Annotated in this window: 13 protein-coding genes; 3 read left to right on the top strand and 10 right to left on the bottom strand. The window is 65.2% G+C overall.

Annotated features, from left to right (window positions below; all coding sequences use genetic code 11):
- Window positions 1-7 precede the first annotated feature (7 nt).
- From CKW37_RS16490 to CKW37_RS16445, 10 genes are all read right to left on the bottom strand, one after another.
- Window positions 8-2,476 carry a TonB-dependent siderophore receptor gene (locus CKW37_RS16490; RefSeq protein ID WP_095156764.1) on the bottom strand — a complete coding sequence of 823 codons (2,469 nt, stop codon included), beginning with the start codon at window positions 2,474-2,476 and terminating at the stop codon, window positions 8-10.
- A gap of 101 nt (window positions 2,477-2,577) precedes the next feature.
- Window positions 2,578-3,528: a FecR domain-containing protein gene (locus CKW37_RS16485; protein ID WP_256587785.1), complete on the bottom strand. Its 951-nt coding sequence runs from the start codon at window positions 3,526-3,528 to the stop codon at window positions 2,578-2,580.
- On the bottom strand, window positions 3,525-4,043 hold the full coding sequence (locus CKW37_RS16480; RefSeq protein ID WP_095156762.1) for a sigma-70 family RNA polymerase sigma factor: 519 nt from the start codon (window positions 4,041-4,043) through the stop codon (window positions 3,525-3,527). The genes CKW37_RS16485 and CKW37_RS16480 overlap by 4 nt, the downstream gene beginning before the upstream one ends.
- 239 nt (window positions 4,044-4,282) lie before the next feature.
- Window positions 4,283-5,971: a hydantoinase B/oxoprolinase family protein gene (locus CKW37_RS16475; RefSeq protein ID WP_095156761.1), complete on the bottom strand. Its 1,689-nt coding sequence runs from the start codon at window positions 5,969-5,971 to the stop codon at window positions 4,283-4,285.
- Window positions 5,968-8,019 (bottom strand): hydantoinase/oxoprolinase family protein, encoded by a 2,052-nt coding sequence (locus CKW37_RS16470; RefSeq protein WP_095156760.1) that lies wholly within the window; start codon window positions 8,017-8,019, stop codon window positions 5,968-5,970. The genes CKW37_RS16475 and CKW37_RS16470 overlap by 4 nt, the downstream gene beginning before the upstream one ends.
- 55 nt (window positions 8,020-8,074) lie before the next feature.
- The gene (locus CKW37_RS16465) at window positions 8,075-8,788 is read right to left on the bottom strand and encodes a TorF family putative porin (protein ID WP_159985264.1); all 714 of its coding nucleotides are present in this window, start codon (window positions 8,786-8,788) and stop codon (window positions 8,075-8,077) included.
- 156 nt (window positions 8,789-8,944) lie between these two features.
- Window positions 8,945-10,240, bottom strand: coding sequence for a cytosine permease (locus tag CKW37_RS16460; RefSeq protein ID WP_095156758.1), 1,296 nt, complete (start codon window positions 10,238-10,240; stop codon window positions 8,945-8,947).
- Between the two features lie 152 nt (window positions 10,241-10,392).
- The gene (locus CKW37_RS16455; RefSeq protein ID WP_095156757.1) at window positions 10,393-12,168 is read right to left on the bottom strand and encodes an aminopeptidase P family protein; all 1,776 of its coding nucleotides are present in this window, start codon (window positions 12,166-12,168) and stop codon (window positions 10,393-10,395) included.
- Window positions 12,168-12,707, bottom strand: coding sequence for a peptidylprolyl isomerase (locus CKW37_RS16450; RefSeq protein WP_095156756.1), 540 nt, complete (start codon window positions 12,705-12,707; stop codon window positions 12,168-12,170). Before CKW37_RS16450 ends, CKW37_RS16455 begins: the two co-directional genes overlap by 1 nt.
- 133 nt (window positions 12,708-12,840) lie before the next feature.
- Window positions 12,841-13,329: an Lrp/AsnC family transcriptional regulator gene (locus CKW37_RS16445; protein WP_095156755.1), complete on the bottom strand. Its 489-nt coding sequence runs from the start codon at window positions 13,327-13,329 to the stop codon at window positions 12,841-12,843.
- Between the two features lie 543 nt (window positions 13,330-13,872).
- Here CKW37_RS16445 and speB point away from each other — a divergent pair.
- The 3 genes from speB to CKW37_RS16430 are packed head-to-tail and all read left to right on the top strand — an operon-like array spanning window position 13,873 to window position 17,098.
- On the top strand, window positions 13,873-14,829 hold the full coding sequence (speB, locus tag CKW37_RS16440) for an agmatinase (protein WP_095156754.1): 957 nt from the start codon (window positions 13,873-13,875) through the stop codon (window positions 14,827-14,829).
- Between the two features lie 17 nt (window positions 14,830-14,846).
- The gene (locus CKW37_RS16435) at window positions 14,847-16,271 is read left to right on the top strand and encodes an APC family permease (RefSeq protein ID WP_095156753.1); all 1,425 of its coding nucleotides are present in this window, start codon (window positions 14,847-14,849) and stop codon (window positions 16,269-16,271) included.
- Window positions 16,268-17,098 (top strand): polysaccharide deacetylase, encoded by an 831-nt coding sequence (locus tag CKW37_RS16430; RefSeq protein ID WP_095156752.1) that lies wholly within the window; start codon window positions 16,268-16,270, stop codon window positions 17,096-17,098. The genes CKW37_RS16435 and CKW37_RS16430 overlap by 4 nt, the downstream gene beginning before the upstream one ends.
- Window positions 17,099-17,103: the final 5 nt, after the last annotated feature.

The raw sequence follows: 17,103 nt of genomic DNA, 5'->3' as shown, positions 1-17,103 counted from the left end.
ACCCTCGTCAGAACTGCGGTGTGTACTTCACGGTGACCATGAAATTACGCGGGTCGCCGTAGTAGTTGTTGGCGTTCAACTGGCTGTAGGCCGGGAGGTAATAAACCTTGTCGAACAGGTTGTTGAGGTTGAGGGCCAGGGCGATTTCGTCGTTGACCTTGTAGCCCAGGCGGGCGCTCCACACCGAGAAGCCTGGCTGGTCGAACTTGCGGTCGTTGCTGATGGTGCTGCTTTGGGTGTTGACCCCGCCGCCGACGCTGAACTGCTTGTAGGCGTCCGGCAAGGTGTAGTCGGCCCACAGGCGCACCGTGTGCTTGGGCGTCCAGGTGCTGAAGACTTTGTCCTGGTAGGTGGCGTCTTCAAGGAACTTGGTGGTGTTGTAGGTGTAGCTGGCACTGGCTTGCAGACCGGCCAGCACTTCACCGCTGATTTCCGCTTCGAGGCCCTGGCTGCGGACCTTGCCGGACGCTTCCGAGCAGCTCGAGCCGTTGCACTGGCCGGTGGTGTTGGGGATGGTCACGGCGCGGTTTTCGTTGTCGTAGCGGAACAGTGCGATGGCAGTATTGAGCCGGCCCTCGAGCAACTCGCCCTTGAGGCCCAACTCGTAGTTGCTGCCGGTGATCGGCTCCAGGGTGGAGCCGCCCATTCCCAGCGCACTCTGCGGAATGAACACGTCGGCATAGCTGGCATACGCCGACCACTCGGGGTTCAACGCATAGATCAGGCCGGCATAGGGCGTGACCACGCCGTTGTTGGCCTTGGGGCTGCTGGTGTCGTAACTGAAGACGTTGCGGTTGTAGATTTTGGCGCTGTAGTCGTAGGAATACCAACTGGTGCGCCCACCCAGCACTAGGGTCAGTGGATCGGCCAGCTTGACGCGCCAGGTGCCGTAGATGCCTTTCTGGACGATTTCGTAGTTGCTGTCGGTCCGCGTGCCGGCGGCCGCCAGGCTGTCGTAATCCTGCCAGGGCAAGTGGTTGTCGAGGTTGAAGATGTTCGCCCCGGCGCTGATGACCCGGGCCATGGTGTCGTCGCTGGTGAGCCTGGAATAGTTGGCGCCGAGCACGACTTCCTGGTCGAACCCGAAGCCGTTGTAGTCACCGCTGACGAAGATGTCGGCACCGCGGTTCTGCGATTCGAAGTCGGTCGCGTACTGCCAGTTGCTCAACGCACTACCGTCGGGCAGCACACCGCCCTGGCCATCCTGGAAGGCCACGGTATAGGCGTAGGTCATTTTGTTGTGCTCATTGATCGCGGTGGCCGCGGCCTTGAGCCTCCAGTGATCGTTGAAACGGTGTTCGAGATCGGCATACAGCGCGCTTTGCTCGATCATGCCGCGGTTCCAGTCGGAGCCGGTGTAGGTCGAGCGCGACAGCTCGATATCACCGCCATCACGGTAGCGTGGCAGGCCGGCGACCATTGGCCGGAAGTGGGAGGTGCGGTTGCTCACGCCGATGCCGAAGGTGGTGTCTTCTGACAGGTCGACATCGAGGGCCGCATAGACCTTCTGGTCCCAACTGTTGACGTAGTCGATGAACGAGCCGCTGGTGTCGTAGTCGACCACCGCCCGCCCGCGCACGGTGCCCGCCTCGTTCAGCGGGCCGCCGACATCCACCTGGCTGGCGTAGTGATCCCAGGATCCGGCCTGGCCGGTGAGGGTCACGGTCGGTTTGGCCTGGCCGCGCTTGCGCACGAAGTTGACCGCACCGCCGGGGCTGTTGGCCCCCTGCAACAACGCCGCGCCGCCACGGATGATTTCCACCCGGTCATAGAAGGCGGTGGATTCGTTGAGGTAGCTACCCAAGGCATAGACGCCGCGGGTCAGCGGCACGCCGTCGTACTGCATCGCTTCGATTTCGAAACCACGGGAGGAAATGAAGCCACCGGTGCCCGGACTTTTCGAGAAGACCATGCCGGGGGCATTGGCGAACAGGTCCGGCAGGTTGGTGATGTTCTGGTCGTCCATGCGCTGGCGGGTCATGACGCTGACAGTCTGCGGGATGTCCTTGAGCTTGTGCTCGCTCTTGCCGATGGTCACCGCGCCGGTGGTGTAGGAACCGGTGTTCTCGGTGGTGGTGCCGAGGGCCTGTCCGGTGATGCTGGTCGCCCCCAGTTCAATTGAGCCGTCGCCACGACCGCCGGCCACCAGCAGGTAGACGCCGCTGTTCTGGCGCACGGCCTGCAAACCGCTGCCGGCCAACAGGCTGGCGAAGCCGCTGGCGATGCTGTGCTCACCGCGCAGCCCCGGCGAACGGCGACCCTGGGTGCTGGCGCCATCGAATGACAACACCACACCGGAAACACTGGCGAAGCGGCTCAGGGCCTCGGTCAGCGGACCCGGCGCGATATCGTAGGCGCGGGTCTGCACGCTGCCCGCCTGCTCGGCGAGCGCGACCGCCGGCAGCGCGAGCACGCCGCCCAATGCCAGGTGGATCGCCAGGGCCAGGGCCGTCTGTGGTCGATGTTTCACACGCATGTTTCCTTCCCCAAAAACACTCAGTTAGCAGATGGGGAACAGAGCCGATTGAGCGCGGGCAAAAGTGCACGCCCGCGCAAAATATTTTTTGCCGCGGGGTTTCAGCCGCGTGGCATTACCGTGACCCAGTAGCGGGTGCGGCGCTGTACGGTCAGCGGGAAGGCGCTTTGCAATGCGGTCAACGCGAGGTCGGTGTCGGTCACCGGGAAGGCGCCGGAAATCTTCATGCCTGCCACCGCCGGGTCGCAGTGCAGGATGCCGGGGCGATAGCGGGACAACTGGGCGAGCAGTTCGCCCAGCGGCTGGTCGATGGCGATCAGGCTGCCGTCCTGCCAGGCGGCGACCGAGGCATCGTTATCGCGTACCGCGCCGATGCCCGCCGGGCTGAACACCACACGCTGACCGGCTTCCAGGCGCACCTGCCGGGCGCTCGCGGCCGACACCTGCACGGCCTTGTCCAACACCGCCACTTCACTGCCGCGCTCATCGACGCTGACGGTGAAGCGAGTGCCAAGGGCCAACACCCGACCGTGGCGGGTGTCGACCATGAACGGTCGCGCCGCGGCATCGCTGGCGGTCTCCACCAGAATCTGCCCGCGGCGCAATACCAGCCGGCGTTGCTGCCCGTCGAATTGCACGTCCACGGCGCTGTCGGTGTCGAGCAGCAGGCGGCTGCCGTCCGCCAGTGGCACGGTTCGACGCTCGCCCACGGCGCTGCGCTGGTCGGCCATCCATTCGCGACGCGTGTCGCTGCGCCAGCCCAGCGAGGCGAACACCCCGCCGCCGAGCAACAGTGCCAGACCGTACAGCACTTGCCGCCGGGCCTGGCCGGCGCCCAGCAAGGTCGACGACGCCAGCCGGCGCGGCAGGCCCGCGAAATCACTGCTTACCGCTTGCATGCGTTGCCAGGCCAGTTGATGGAGGGGATCGCTGTCGTGCCAGCGCTGCCACTGCGCCTGTTGTTCGGCACTGGTGCTGCCCGATGACAGTTGCACGTACCAACGGGCAGCATCGCGGATGGCTTCGCGCTGGGCGGGTGTCGGCGCGCTCACTCGTCGGCCTCCCATTGCATCAGGCAGACATGCTCCATGGCCTTGGCCATGTAGTTGTTCACCGAGCGCAGGGAAATCCCCAATTGTCGCGAGATCTGCGCGTAGGCCAGGCCGTCGACTTGGGACAGGATGAACACCTGGCGCACTTTGGCCCCCAGCCCGGACAGAATCCGATCCAGCGCCACCAGCGTCTCGAACAGGATCGCCTGCGCCTCGGAACTGGGCACCTGGCCGGTGGGCAGGCTGGCCAGGGTTTCCAGGTAGGCCTGCTCCAGCGAGCGGCGGCGGAACTGATCGATCATCAGGCCCTTGGCTACGGTGGTCAGGTAATGCCGGGGTTCGAGGATATCCAGCGCGGTACGCGCCTTGATCACTTTGACGAAAGTGTCCTGCACCAGGTCGGCCGCATCGCTGTGGCTGCCCATGCGCTTGTGCAGCCAGCCGCGCAGCCAGGAACTGTGTTCAACGTAGAGCACGCCGACGGCGGCGCTCAGGGCGGGTGAATCGGCCGACATGGCGGACGTCTCAAATGGGAATTGATTTCATTATTATTATTTGTTTGCGAAAGATTTCGCAACAGCGCATGACGGTATGAAGGCCATGAGGCGCCTGTCAGGAAACCGGGTAGTGACGACCAAATACTGGAAGGGCGCTTTTCTGCGCGCTCAAGATCGAGCGCCGCGCGGGCGGCGCTGGATCTCATGGGCGCGGAAGGTCTGACGGCATGACCCGCCTCCAGCCGGGCCCCCTTAACTCATCCGGCCAGCACCGCCATCTGCCCCGGATAATCCCGCCACGCCTGCTCCAGCGAGATATACCCCGCCCGAATATCCGCGCGGATCGCCTCGACGCTGCGTTCCGCCGCCGGCCCCCAACCGCCGCCATTGGCGGTCACCAGCCGCAGCAGATCACCCTGTTCCAGCGGCACGCGGTTGGCGCGGCTGAAGCGCTGGTTCTGGCCGTCTGTGCGGATGATTTCGGCGAAGTTGCACGATCCCTCGCCCCCGCCATCGATCCCCCACGGCGGGGTGATGCCGCGGCCGAAGAAGGTCGAGATCCAGGCTTTGCGCGAGAGGATCCGGTAGTCCAGCCGCACGCCGCGCCCGCCGGTGTGGCGCCCGGCGCCGCCGTCCTGGTCGTGGAAACCGTAGTGCTCCACCAGCACTTCGTAGCAGCGCTCGGTCAGTTCCACCGGGATGTTGCTGGTTTCGCCATTGCCCACGCAGAACTGGCCGCTCTCGCCGTCCTTGTCGTTACCCGCGCCCCAACCACCCACCAGCGGCTGCACCAGCAGGTATTCCTCGTTGGTGTGTGAATCGCGGCCGTTCAGCACCATCGAGCACACCGAGCCGAGCTGTCCGGCGATCAGCCGGTCCGGCAGCGCCAGGGCCAGCGCGCGGCGCACCACGTCGGCGGCGGTGACCATGGATTCGAAGTACGCCGACACCGGCGCCGGGCGCTGCGCGGTGCAGATGGTCCCCGGCGGGCAGATCACTTCGATGGGCCGGAAGCAGCCGGCATTGGCCGGGATGCCGGGGCGCACGACGCCCATGAACACTTCGCGTACCGCCGACTGCAAGCCGCACAGGGTGTTGTTGATCGGCCCCTGGGCTTGCAGGCTGGAACCGGTGAAGTCGGCGACGAAGCGCCCTTCGCCAATCTCGACCCGCACTTTCACGGTGAACGGCCCATTGCCCAAGCCATCTTCGTCGATCACGTCCTCGGCATGGAACACGCCCTTGGGCAAGCCCTCGAATGCCGCCAGCACCATGGATTCGCCGTGTTCAAGCAGGCGTTCGATGGCCTCCAGCGTGGTGGTTTCGCCGTACTTGCCGACGATGGACAACAGGCGCCGTTCGCCCACCCGCAAGGCGGCGGCGCAGGCGTGCAGGTCGCCGAGGGTCATCTGCGGCAGGCGCACGTTGGCGGCGATGATGTCCACCAGCGCCTGGTTGATGCGGCCCTGATCGTAGATGCGCACGGTGGGAAACTGCAGGCCCTCCTGGTAGATCTCCGAGGCGTCGGCGCTGAAGCTGCCGGGGTCCTTGCCGCCGACTTCGGTCCAGTGCGCCTTGTTCGCGGTCCAGGCCAGCAGGCGGCCTTCGTGGAACACCGGCATGATCATCGACACATCCGACAGGTGCGTGCCGCCACCGGCATACGGGTCGTTGGTGATGAACATGTCGCCGGGACGGATCTCGGTCAGCGGGAATTTGTCGAGCACGCTGCGCACGGCGCCATCGAGGGTGCCGATGAAACCGGGGATGCCGTTGCCCTGAGAGATCAACTGGCCGCGAGCGTCGGTCAGGCCGATGCCGTAGTCCAGCGCCTCGTAGATGATCGGGCTCATGCTGGTGCGCTTGAGCGCGAGGAACATTTCTTCGCCAATGGCCACCAGGGCGTTCTTGATGATTTCGCGGGTGAACGGATTGGCCGTGCTCATGGCGCCAGCTCCTGGACGTTGATGTGGATGTGAAGACCGCCGTAGGCATCGACTTCCAGCCGCTCGGCCGGGCCCATCACGGTGGTGGTGGTGGCTTCTTCGATGATTGCCGGGCCGTCGATGCGCATGCCGTGGAGCAAAGCCGAGCGCCGATACAGCGGCGTCTCCAGCGGTTGCCCCGGCTCGAGCTCGACGCGGCGATGACCGAACAGCGCCACGGCGGCCGACGGCTCGTCGGTGCGGCCAATGGGGTTCATCGGCGACTTCGGCACCGCGCCGAACGCCACCAGGTGCAGGTTGACCACTTCGATCGGCAGGTCGAGGCGGAAGGTGTAGGCCTGTTCGTGTTGGGTGTGGAAGCGTTCGAGGATCGCCTCCAGTTCAAGGCCGTCGAGCATCACCTTGACCGTGTGTTCCTGGCCGCTGTAGCGGGCGTCGATATGCCATTCGAAACGCAGGGTGTCGCGGGCCATGCCATCTTTGCCGAACTCGGCCACGGCCTCGCCCTGAAGGCGTTCGAAGGCGTCGGCGAGGCCGGCCAGGCGGGCTTCGTCGAGGCCTTGCAGGTAGGTCTGGATATAGTCGCGGCGGGCGTCGAGCATCAGCATGCCCCAGGCCGAGAACACCCCGGCGAACGGCGGGATGATCACCTTCGGAATGCCCAGTTCGGTGGCGAGGGCGCAGGCATGCAGCGCGCCGCCGCCGCCGAAGGCCATCAGCGCAAAGTCGCGGGGATCGTGACCACGGTTGACGGAAATCAGCTTCAGCGCGTTGACCATGTTGGCGTTGGCGATCTGCAGCACGCCATGGGCCAGCAGGCCCGGCGACACGCCGATCTGCTCGCCCAGCCGGGCGAAGGCCCGCTCCACGGCGTCGAGGTCGGGGGTGATATGGCCGCCGGCGAAGTCGTCCGGGTTGATCCGTCCGGTGTAGAGGTTGGCGTCGGTGGTGGTCGGCGCCTGGCCGCCACGGCCGTAAGCCACCGGGCCGGGCCGCGAACCGGCGCTTTGCGGGCCGACCCGTAGGCTGCCGGCGGCGTCGATCCAGGCCTGGCTACCGCCGCCATTGCCGATTTCAACGATGTCGACCACCGGGGTCATGATCGGGTAGCCGGCGCTGACCGCGTCTTTCTCGATCACGTAGTCATTGCTGATCTCCACCTTGCCCTGGTGGATCAACGAGCACTTGGCCGTGGTGCCACCGATGTCCAGCGCCAGCAATTGGCGCTCGCCAATCAACTCGCCATAGGCCTGGGCGCCGAGCATGCCGCCGACCGGACCGGATTCCACCAGGCTGATCGGGTCCTGGCGCGCGGCGCGGACCGGCGAGATACCGCCGTTGGATTTCATGATGAACGGCTCGGGCTGCAGGCCGCGCTCGCCGAGGTGCCGGGACAGGTTGTCGAGGTAGTCGCGGGTGGCCGGCATCACATAGGCCGAGAGCACGGTGGTGTTGGTTCGCTCGTATTCACGCAGCGCGCGGCTGACCTGGTGCGAAGCGATCACGGCCACCTGCGGCCAGTGCGCCTGCACCGCGGCCATCAGTTGCTGCTCGTGTTTCGGGTTGCAGTAGGCGTGCAGGAGACAAATGGCGATGGCCTCGACGCCCTCCTCGCGCAGGCGGTCGAGCATGGCCGGCAGCGGATCGAGGTCCAGCGGCGTGAGCACGTCGCCGTGATGGTTGAGGCGCTCGCTGACTTCGAGGCGCAGGTGGCGCGGCACGAAGGGCGGCGGCTTCTGGTAACGGGTGTTGAAAATGTCCGGGGTATTGCCGCGGGCGATCTCCAGCACATCACGGAAACCGCGGGTGGTGATGAGCGCGGTCTTGACGCCCTTGCGCTCGGTCAGGGTGTTGATCACCACGGTGGAGCCGTGGGCGAAGAAACTGATGTCGCGGTAGTCCACCCCGCTCTTGGCCACCGCATCGAGCAGGCCCTGTTCGAACTGCGGCGCGGTGGTGTCGGCCTTGACGGCGTTGATCACGCCGTCCTGCAGGTACACCAGGTCAGTGAAGGTGCCACCGATATCGGTAGCCACACGGATTGTCATAAGTCCTCCGGCAGTGCTGCAAAAGCCGGCAGCCCACGGGCCGCCGGGGCTGTTCTCAGAATGTGTGGGAAACCGCGAAGATCAGGCGGCCGTCGTTGCGCAGGTATTCACCGTCGTTGTAGAAGCGCCCGGACAGGTCGGTGTCGACCCAGCTCAGCTTGGTGTCGATGGGGCCGAAACTGCGCTTGAGAGCGACTTCCCAGGTGGTGTATTCGTGGCCGCCAGTCTCGTCGCGGCGGCGGTAGTAATCGCCATAGGCGTGCCCGGCGAGGAAGGTCAGGTTCACGTCCAGCGGCAGGTTGAAGGTGTAGTCGGCGGCGAGGTAGCGCGAGGCGCGGGACGAGCTGATCAGGTCGGGGGTGTAGTAGAAATAGCTGTTGAAATTGCCGTAGCCGAGGCTGGCGCCGACCTCGGTGTAGTTGATGTTGTAGTTCGTCGAGGGGAACGAGTAGTAGTAGCCGATCACCCCATAGCGCAGGCCGTTCTCCAGTTGGCCGTTGTAGCCACCGTAGAAATCCCATTCGATTTTGGCGCCGTCATCGTAGGGATCGCCGCTCTTGAAACTGTCGGTGCTCGACGCCCAGGAGCCAACGAAGGCGCCGCTGTCGCCGGTCCAGTCCAGGCTCAGGCTCAAGGCGGGTTTGTTGCCGGAGTAGCCGATGCCGCGGGTCTGGTATTCGCTGGTCAGGGCCAGGGTGCTGGAGATGTCGGCATGGGCCAGGCCGGCACATCCGAGGGTGCTCAGCAAGACGAAGGAAATGCGTTTCAAAGGATCTGCTCCTGAACTTCTTGAGGTTGTTATTGGCGTTGGGTTGGCAGAAAAAAGGTCGAATCAGGCCGCTAAACGTTGTTATGGGTATCTCGCGGGCATGGCTTCGCCCGCCGGGGAAAAATCCCCGGAATCAGCACGCTTGCAGGTCGGGTGTCAGCGGCTCGGGTGCGAGGCCGGCGCCAGGTTCACGGGAGCGAAGCGGTACAGCAGCAGGTAGGCGAGCAGCGCCACCAGCAGCGAATCCACGGTGGGTTGCGAGGTCAAGGTCCAGCCCTCGAACGAGGTCATCCAGGCGATCCCGCTGGCCAGCGCCCAGCTCGCCAGCGCCGGCCAGCCGAAGGCTTTCGAACGGGCCAGCTCATCGAGGTCATAACGCTGCCGGCGCACCACGAAGAAGTCGGCCACGTAGATGCTCGCCAGCGGTGGAATGACGATGCTCAGGGTCATGATGAAATCGAGGAAGTGACTCATGAAGCCGCCCACCGCCAGCGCCGTCGCCACCAGGCTGCCGGCCAGGGTGAGCTTCCAGCTCGCGGCGCGGTTGACCGTGGCCAGGGTCAGGGTCGCCGAATACAGGTTGGCGGTGTTGGTGATCCAGGTGGAGAACACCAGTACCGCGAGGGCCGGCAGCAGCACGCCGAGGGCCGCCATGACCAGCATGATTTCCGACTGGCCGGTGATGATCGACAGCACCCCGCCGACGCTCAGCACGAACGGAAAGCCCAGGGCCATGCCGAGAATGGCGATCAGCGCGTCCTTTTCTGTGCGCGCATAGCGGGTGAAGTCGGGCATCAGCACCGGGGTCAGGATCACCATGCCGATGGTGCTGGCGATCACCAGTGCCAGGCTGTCGCCCGCGCCGGCGAAGCCCGTCAGTTGCCCCGGCGCGGTACGCTGCAGGCCCAGGTACAAGGCGAACAACATGAACGCCGCCATCAGCGGCACCGACCAGATCGACAGCCGGTCCAGGCCGCGCAAGCCATAAATGGCCATCAGCGTCATCAGCACGCTGCCCCAGACGCAGTGCAACCAGGCCGGCGTGACAATGCCCCAGGCGCTTTGCAGTGCGCTGGCCACCGTGCTGCCGAAGATATCCGCGGTGGCGGCGTAGAAGCCCAGCAGGGTCACCGCCATGGTCAGGTTGATCAGCTTGGCGCCGTGGCGACCGAAGGAAAACTGCAACACCATGTAGGTGCTCAGGCGAGTCCGCACGCCCACCAGCGCCGTCAGCGCGCAGAGCACCCCGAGCAGCCCGCACACACCGATGAACACCGCCAGCGCGGCGGAAAAGCCGACTTTCTGGGTCACGTCCGCGCCCAGCCAGAACACCGGCAGGGTCATGCCGATGCCCAGGGTAATCAGCGCCAGCCCGACCCCGGAGACGGTTTCGGACTGGGGGACGGGCCGTCGATCGTAGCCCTCGGGAATCACTTCTTCATTGCTGCTCATGCTCGCCTCTAGACCGGCTGTGGTTCTCTCCCGAGTACGGGATGAACCGATTATTGGAATTGTGTCAGGCGCTCGCGAACGCAGGAAACATGTTGCCAGCCCGGCGGCGCGCTAACTGCGCTTTTGCCGGGCCGTGGAAAAACAATCGGCGGTTATCGGCCCTCAAACGGCAAATTGTTCACGCCGGTCTGCCGCGCCAGCCAGGCGCCGACCTCGGGCTCCAGCAACGGGCTCAGGCTGGCATGGACCTGGCGGTGATAGTCGTCCAGCCACTGCGCCTCGGCCTGCGTGAGCATGGCGCGATCGACCAGCTCGACGGCCAGCGGCGCCAGGGTCAGCACCCGGAACGCCAGGAATCCCGGATGCGCCTCGCACTCGACCACCTCGTAGAGGTTTTCGATGCGGATGCCCAACTCACCGTCCAGATAAACCCCGGGCTCGATCGAGGTGACCATGCCGACCTGCAAGGCCACGTCGCTGGCGTGGGGCGCGATGCGCTGCGGGCCTTCGTGAACATGGAGATAACTGCCGACCCCATGTCCGGTGCCATGGGCATAATCCAGGCCCTCGCGCCACAACGCCTGGCGCGCCACGCTGTCCAGGCGCTGGCCGCTGGTGCCGGCGGGAAAGCGGCAACTGGCCAAGGCAATATGCGCCTTCAACACCGTGGTGTAGAGAAAGCATTGCCGACCGCTGGGCGGACTGCACGCCAGCACCCGCGTCACGTCAGTAGTGCCCTGCAGGTACTGGCCACCGGAATCGATCAGCAGCAGTTCGCCCCAGGCCAGCTTCGCCGCCCTCCCCGGCTTCGGCAGGTAATGCGGCAGCGCGCCATTGGCGCCGGCGGCGGCAATGGTGTCGAAGCTCACGCCACGGTAGTCGGCATGCAATGAGCGCCAGCGCTCCAGCGATTCCACCACCGACAGCTCGCTCTGCCCGCGAAAACGCTCGCAACGGCAGTGGAACTCATAGAGAAACCGGCACAGCGCCACGCCATCGATGCGGTGCGCCTCGCGCATGCCGCGCAGTTCGGCGGGCTGCTTGCAGGCGCGCTGGAGCAACAGCGGGTTCGGCGCCTCATGAAGAACGCAGTCCGCCTGCTGGAACTGGCGGTACACGGCGGCGGTGCAGGATTGCCGGTCGATCCACAGCTTTTGCCCGGCGCGCCGGGCAATGGCCGGGTACAGACTGTCCGGCGACTGCACACTCACCGTCGCCGGCAAACCGTTGTCCGGCAGTTGCAGGCGCTCGGGCTCGATGAACCATTCCAGCCGACCCTCGGCGTCAAGCACGCCGCAACTGAACGGCAGCGGCGCGATGGCGATGTCCTGTCCACGGACGTTGAGCAGCCAGGCCAGCATGTCCGGCGCCGGCAGCCACAAAGCGTCGCAACCGGCCTCGCGAAGGGCGACCGCCAACCGCTCCAGCTTGGCCTCGGCGGTCATCCCCGCGTGTTCAAGCGCCCAGGCGACCACCGGGCTGTCGGGCGCTGCGGGCCGATAACGCCAGCACGCCTCCACGGGGTTTTCCGTCAGTTCCTGCCAGTGCAAGCCGGCCTGCCGTGCCAGCGCCTGCCAGCGCGTGCATTCGTCGATGCTGTGCAAGCGCGCATCACACGCGACGCGCGCCCCCGCCGCCAATTGTCCGCGCAACCAGGCAAACAGCTCGCCATCGTCCAGCGCAATCACCTCGAAGTGCTTGCCACATTCCTCTCGCGCCTGGCGGGTGTAGCGACCGTCCACCAGCAGCGCCGCCGCGGAAGCAGTAACCACCGCCAGCCCGACGCTGCCGGTAAAACCGCTCAACCAGTGCAGACGCTCATCGGCGGGGGCCAGGTCTTCATTGAGGAACGCATCGCTGCGCGGCACCAGAAAGGCGTCGATACGCCGCCGGGCCAAGTCGCCGCGCAACAGCTCAAGGCGCTCCATCACAAGCTCCGCGTCTGGCGGAACGCCCGAAGAATGGCGATTTCCTCGTCGGCCGCGAGATATTCCCGCGCCCCCGCGCTCGCCCAGATCGCCGCCACCACGTCCATCCCTGCGCACACCTGGCCGAACGCGGCGAAGCCCAGCCCATCGGGATGACGCGCGCCGCCGTGATCGAAATGCGGCTGATCGCCGATGCACACGAAGAAGTCGCCCTCGGCGCTGTCAGCAGCCTCCCGCCCCAGCGACAACGTGCCGTGACGGTGGCTCAAACCCGTCTGCACGGTGGTTTCCAGGGCGATCATCGGCAGGTTGTCCGCCGCCAGCGGCCGCGTGCCGCCATGGATCACGCTGATTCGCACCGGATCCTCGGCCTGCTGGTTGTCCGGGTTGACGATGCGGAAAATGCTGCTGCCGTCGTAGCGCCCACTGTCCACATAGGCCAGGAAGTTCGCCACGGAGAGCGGCGCACACTCAGCGAACAACTCGACGGTAAAGGCCCCGAGGGCGGTTTCCAGGGTGACGAACACAGAGGCGGACATCGCGGTTCTCCTTTGGGAAAAGACCGCTATTGTCCGTAGCCGCGACAATGCAAAAGGTCGAGTTGCCGCCCGTGGACGGCAGTTGCTGCGGGATATGCGCGGGTTTAGCGCAGATTGTGCAGGCGCAGCGAACTCACTCGCGCCAGATCAGGTTCTCCAGCGGGTAGCCGGCAAACCACTTGGTCTTGTCGAGGATGATGTTGCTGCTGATCTTGAGGATGTTGGGGTTCTCGTCCAACAGTTGCTCGCAGAGGGTGTTGAAATCCGCCACGGTGGAACAGGTCGCCAGCGCGATGTAGTCGTACTCGCCATCGACCTTCAGGCAGTCCACCAGCTCGCGGCGCTTGGCGACGAACCGCTCGAACTGCACACGCAGGTGCCCGGCGTGGTCGCGCAGGCTGAACATCACGTAGGCCATGACATTGATGCAAATGGCGTCGAGGTCGATGGAGGCCATGTAGGCCCGGATGTAACCGGCATCTTCCAGCGCCTTTGTCCGTTGCAGACAAGCGCTGGGCGACAGGTTGACCTTCTCCGCCAGCTCCAGGTTGCTGATGCGTGCGTTGTTCTGCAGGTTTTCCAGGATCGCCCGGTTGATGCGATCCAGCTTCACTTTTTTCATGCTGCCCCTGTGGTCATTCCAGGTTACCCCGGCGGGCGGGGTAAGAATTTGTGTCAGATTGGCACAGGGGCGGGGTTCTGAACAGATTGCGATTGGCGGCTCGGCCCAGCGTCCGTGTCGTTGCAAGCCCCCTCCGGGGCTTGCTATCGCGGCGGCGCCCCACACTTCCCCTTTTCCAAAACCCAACTTGCGCAATCCGGGATTTATCCCCGCCTCGTCTGTTCTTACTCTGGCGCCAGGCAATCCAAGAACAACAACAAGGTCCGATGCCATGCACTGCTCTCGCCGAGACCGCGTTCCATAAGCGCGGCTTGCTGACAGGCCGCCCCGCGCTAATGCCTGTCAGTCAAATCAATTGCGGCCCTTCGCGAGCAAGCTCGCTCCTACAGGCGCGTCGTTTTTGTAGGAGCGAGCTTGCTCGCGAAGCGCCCCAAGAGGTTTAACTGACTGGCATTACCCCGCGCGCTGTCTTTTCCCACTGCCCTCCCGAACGACAACCCTGACGATGTCGGCCCTTCCCTGCGGCCGATGCGGAGACTTGCGATGAGTACTGATAATCCTCAACCGATCGATGCAGCCGTGGTCCCACGCTTTGCCGGAATCCCGACGTTCATGCGCCTGCCGGCGTTCGAGGACCCGGCGCAGGTGCGCATTGGTCTGGTCGGCGTGCCCTGGGATGGCGGCACCACCAACCGGGCCGGCGCCCGGCACGGGCCGCGGGAGGTGCGCAATATGTCGAGCCTGATGCGCAAGGTGCACCATGTGAGCCGGATCGCGCCCTATGACTTGGTGCGGGTCGGCGACCTGGGCGATGCGCCGGTCAATCCGATCGACCTGCTGGATTCGTTGAAGCAGATCGAGGGCTTTTTCAGCAAGCTGCATCAGGCAGGCGTGGTGCCGTTGTCGGTGGGCGGCGACCATCTGGTGACGCTGCCGATCTTTCGCGCGCTGGCCCGTCATCGGCCGATCGGCATGGTGCATTTCGATGCGCACTCGGACACCAACGACCGTTACTTCGGCAACAACCCCTACACCCACGGCACGCCGTTTCGGCGGGCGATCGAAGAGGGTCTGCTGGACCCGCGCCGTACCGTGCAGATCGGTATCCGCGGCTCGATCTATTCCGCCGAGGATGAAGCCTTCGCCGAGGAATGCGGGATCCGGGTGATTCATATGGAGGAGTTCAACGACCTCGGCGTGGCCGGCACCCTGGCCGAGGTGCGTCGGGTGGTGGGCGACGAACCGACCTACATCACCTTCGATGTGGATGTGCTCGACCCGGCTTTCGCCCCCGGCACCGGCACCCCGGAAATCGGTGGCATGACCACCCTGGACGCCCAGCACCTGATCCGTGGCCTGCGCGGCCTGAACCTGGTGGGCGCCGATGTGGTGGAAGTCTCGCCGCCGTTCGACTTCGGCGGCGCCACCGCGCTGGTGGGCGCGACCATGATGTTCGAGCTGCTGTGCATCCTCGCCGACGCGCTGGCCGAACGCCGCTGAACCCAGGAGAAGCCATCATGCGATTCAGCGAATTCATCGGTTACGACCGCCACGGCGACGTGCGCGAAATCGACACCACCCTGTCCAAGGGCCGCCTCGGCACCCTCAATGTCTGCGCCAACACCCTGGCGTTCAACGGCCCGGCGTGGGTGGGGGTGTCGTCCATGCCGCTGCTCTATACCCTGTCCGGCGAGCTGGCGCCGCTGTCGATCCTGGTGGCGTATTTCTTCCCGATGATGGTCATCGCCTTCAGCCTGATCTACCTGGTCCGCCGCGCCCCGGCGGCAGGCGGCGTGTTTGTGTTCAGCAAACGCTACCTGCACCCGGGCGCCGCGACCATCCTCGGCTGGACCTACGTGATCATGTGTTTCAGCGTCACCGCCATGTGCGCGCTGGTCGGGGCGCAGTACGCGCAGAACCTGTTGGGGCTGGACAGTTCGCCGGCCACCGGCCAAGTGGTCGCCAGCGTCCTCTTGCTGGTGTTCATGGTGCTCAACCTGCGCGGTGTTGAGGCCACGGCCAAGGTTGCCGTGTGCCTGCTGGCGCTGGAGTTGACGGTGCTGCTGGGCCTCGGCCTGGCCGGGATCATCGATCCAAAGGTGCCGGACGTGGGCATTCTCAGTTCCTACCTGCCGACCTCCCTGGACAGCTTCTGGACGGCCATCGGCCCGGGCATGCTGTTCGGCATGTGGATGCTTGCCCAGTTCGATTCCTCGATCAATTTCATCGAGGAAGCCCGCACCCCGGTGCGCACCATCCAGCGCTCGTTCCTGCTCACGCTGACGGCGATGCTGGTGATCTATTCGATCGCCGCGATCGGCTGGAAGATGGCGGTGCCCGCCAGCACCCTGGCCGGTCTGTTCGCCGACAGCGCCCAGGCGATCGGCAGCATCGCCCGGCTGTACCTGCCGGAATGGCTGCTGTGGCTGCCGGTACTGGTGATCATCACCTCGGCCTGCAACTGCCTGAACATCTCGCTGAATGCCGGGGTCCGCGCCGGTTACCGGATGAGCCGCGAAGGTGATCTGCCGGCGCCGCTGGAACGCCTCAATCGGCGCCAGGTGCCGGCGCGGCTGACCATCATCGGCACCCTGTGCGGGCTGGCGATGGTCTGGGCGAAACCGGTCAGCGAGCTGCAGTGGTACTACGACGTGGTGTCGATCACCATGATGATTTCCTACGCCACCCTGCTGCTCTCGTTCATCCGCGCCGTGTTCCGCGAACAGGCCTTCAGCCGCGCCGTGCTGATGTCCGCCCTGCCGGCCCTGGCCCTGCTGACCCTGCTCTACATCGCCTGGACCGCCGGCACCCAGCCCGCCGACCCGGCCTACCTCTATCACGTCTGGTATTGCGGCGCGGTGATCATCGCCAGCGGCGCCGCCGTGCTGCTCTACAACCGCCTGCGTCGCCGGACGCCTTCGACGAGGATTGTTTCCCCATGATCATGTGGCCCGATCGCAAACGCTTCGCCGTCACCCTGAGTTTCGACCTCGACGCCGAAACCGCCTGGGATACCTCCAGCCTCGATGGGCGGCGCCTGACCCTGCTGTCGATGGGCGCCTACTGCCGCCGCGTGGGGGTGCCGCGCATTCTCGAACTGCTCGCCCGTCACGATATCCGCGCGCAGTTCTACATCCCCGCGCGGGTGGCCGAGATGGACCCCAACGTGGTGCGCGGCATCGCCGATGCCGGTCACGGCATCGGCTGCCACGGTTACTTCCACGAGCGCACCGACCAACAGACGCCCGCGCAAAACCGGCAAATCCTCGAAGACAGCAAGCGCTTGCTGGAACGCACCATCGGCCGCGAAGTGAGCCACTACCGCGCACCGACCTGGGAAATCACCCCGGATGTGGTCGAGGCGCTGGTGGAGCTTGGCTTCAAGAGCGACAGCAGCCTGATGGGCGACGACCGTCCTTATCTGGTGGGCGGCGAGCCTGGCCAGTTGCTGGAACTGCCGGTGAGCTGGGTGCTGGATGACTGGGAGCAGTTCGCCTATTCCGCCGAGCCGGCCATGGGCGGCGTGATCGAGACGCCGGACAAGGTCTTCGAGCTGTGGCGCGCCGAAGTCGACGGCATGCGCGCCTACGGCGGGCATTTCATGTTGACCATGCACCCGCAACTGATCGGCCGGCCCTCGCGAATGCTCATGCTGGAACGGCTGATCGAGTACATCAAAGGCTTCGACGACGCCTGGTGGTGCACACCGGACGACGTCCACGGCCAGTGGCGCAGCGGCGCACTCGACCTTCCCCTTTACCCTTATTGAGAGGC

This window comes from Pseudomonas sp. Irchel 3E13, assembly GCF_900187455.1.
Taxonomy (GTDB): domain Bacteria; phylum Pseudomonadota; class Gammaproteobacteria; order Pseudomonadales; family Pseudomonadaceae; genus Aquipseudomonas.
This window is presented reverse-complemented; position numbering and strand designations above follow the sequence as displayed.

Excerpts from the sequence above, each read along its gene's own strand:
- CKW37_RS16490 (WP_095156764.1), bottom strand. The coding sequence starts at position 2,476 with ATGCGTGTGAAACATCGACCACAGACGGCCCTGGCCCTGGCGATCCAC.
- CKW37_RS16480 (WP_095156762.1), bottom strand. The coding sequence starts at position 4,043 with ATGTCGGCCGATTCACCCGCCCTGAGCGCCGCCGTCGGCGTGCTCTAC.
- CKW37_RS16475 (WP_095156761.1), bottom strand. The coding sequence starts at position 5,971 with ATGAGCACGGCCAATCCGTTCACCCGCGAAATCATCAAGAACGCCCTG.
- CKW37_RS16470 (WP_095156760.1), bottom strand. The coding sequence starts at position 8,019 with ATGACAATCCGTGTGGCTACCGATATCGGTGGCACCTTCACTGACCTG.
- CKW37_RS16460 (WP_095156758.1), bottom strand. The coding sequence starts at position 10,240 with ATGAGCAGCAATGAAGAAGTGATTCCCGAGGGCTACGATCGACGGCCC.
- CKW37_RS16455 (WP_095156757.1), bottom strand. The coding sequence starts at position 12,168 with ATGGAGCGCCTTGAGCTGTTGCGCGGCGACTTGGCCCGGCGGCGTATC.
- CKW37_RS16450 (WP_095156756.1), bottom strand. The coding sequence starts at position 12,707 with ATGTCCGCCTCTGTGTTCGTCACCCTGGAAACCGCCCTCGGGGCCTTT.
- CKW37_RS16445 (WP_095156755.1), bottom strand. The coding sequence starts at position 13,329 with ATGAAAAAAGTGAAGCTGGATCGCATCAACCGGGCGATCCTGGAAAAC.
- speB (WP_095156754.1), top strand. The coding sequence starts at position 13,873 with ATGAGTACTGATAATCCTCAACCGATCGATGCAGCCGTGGTCCCACGC.
- CKW37_RS16435 (WP_095156753.1), top strand. The coding sequence starts at position 14,847 with ATGCGATTCAGCGAATTCATCGGTTACGACCGCCACGGCGACGTGCGC.
- CKW37_RS16430 (WP_095156752.1), top strand. The coding sequence starts at position 16,268 with ATGATCATGTGGCCCGATCGCAAACGCTTCGCCGTCACCCTGAGTTTC.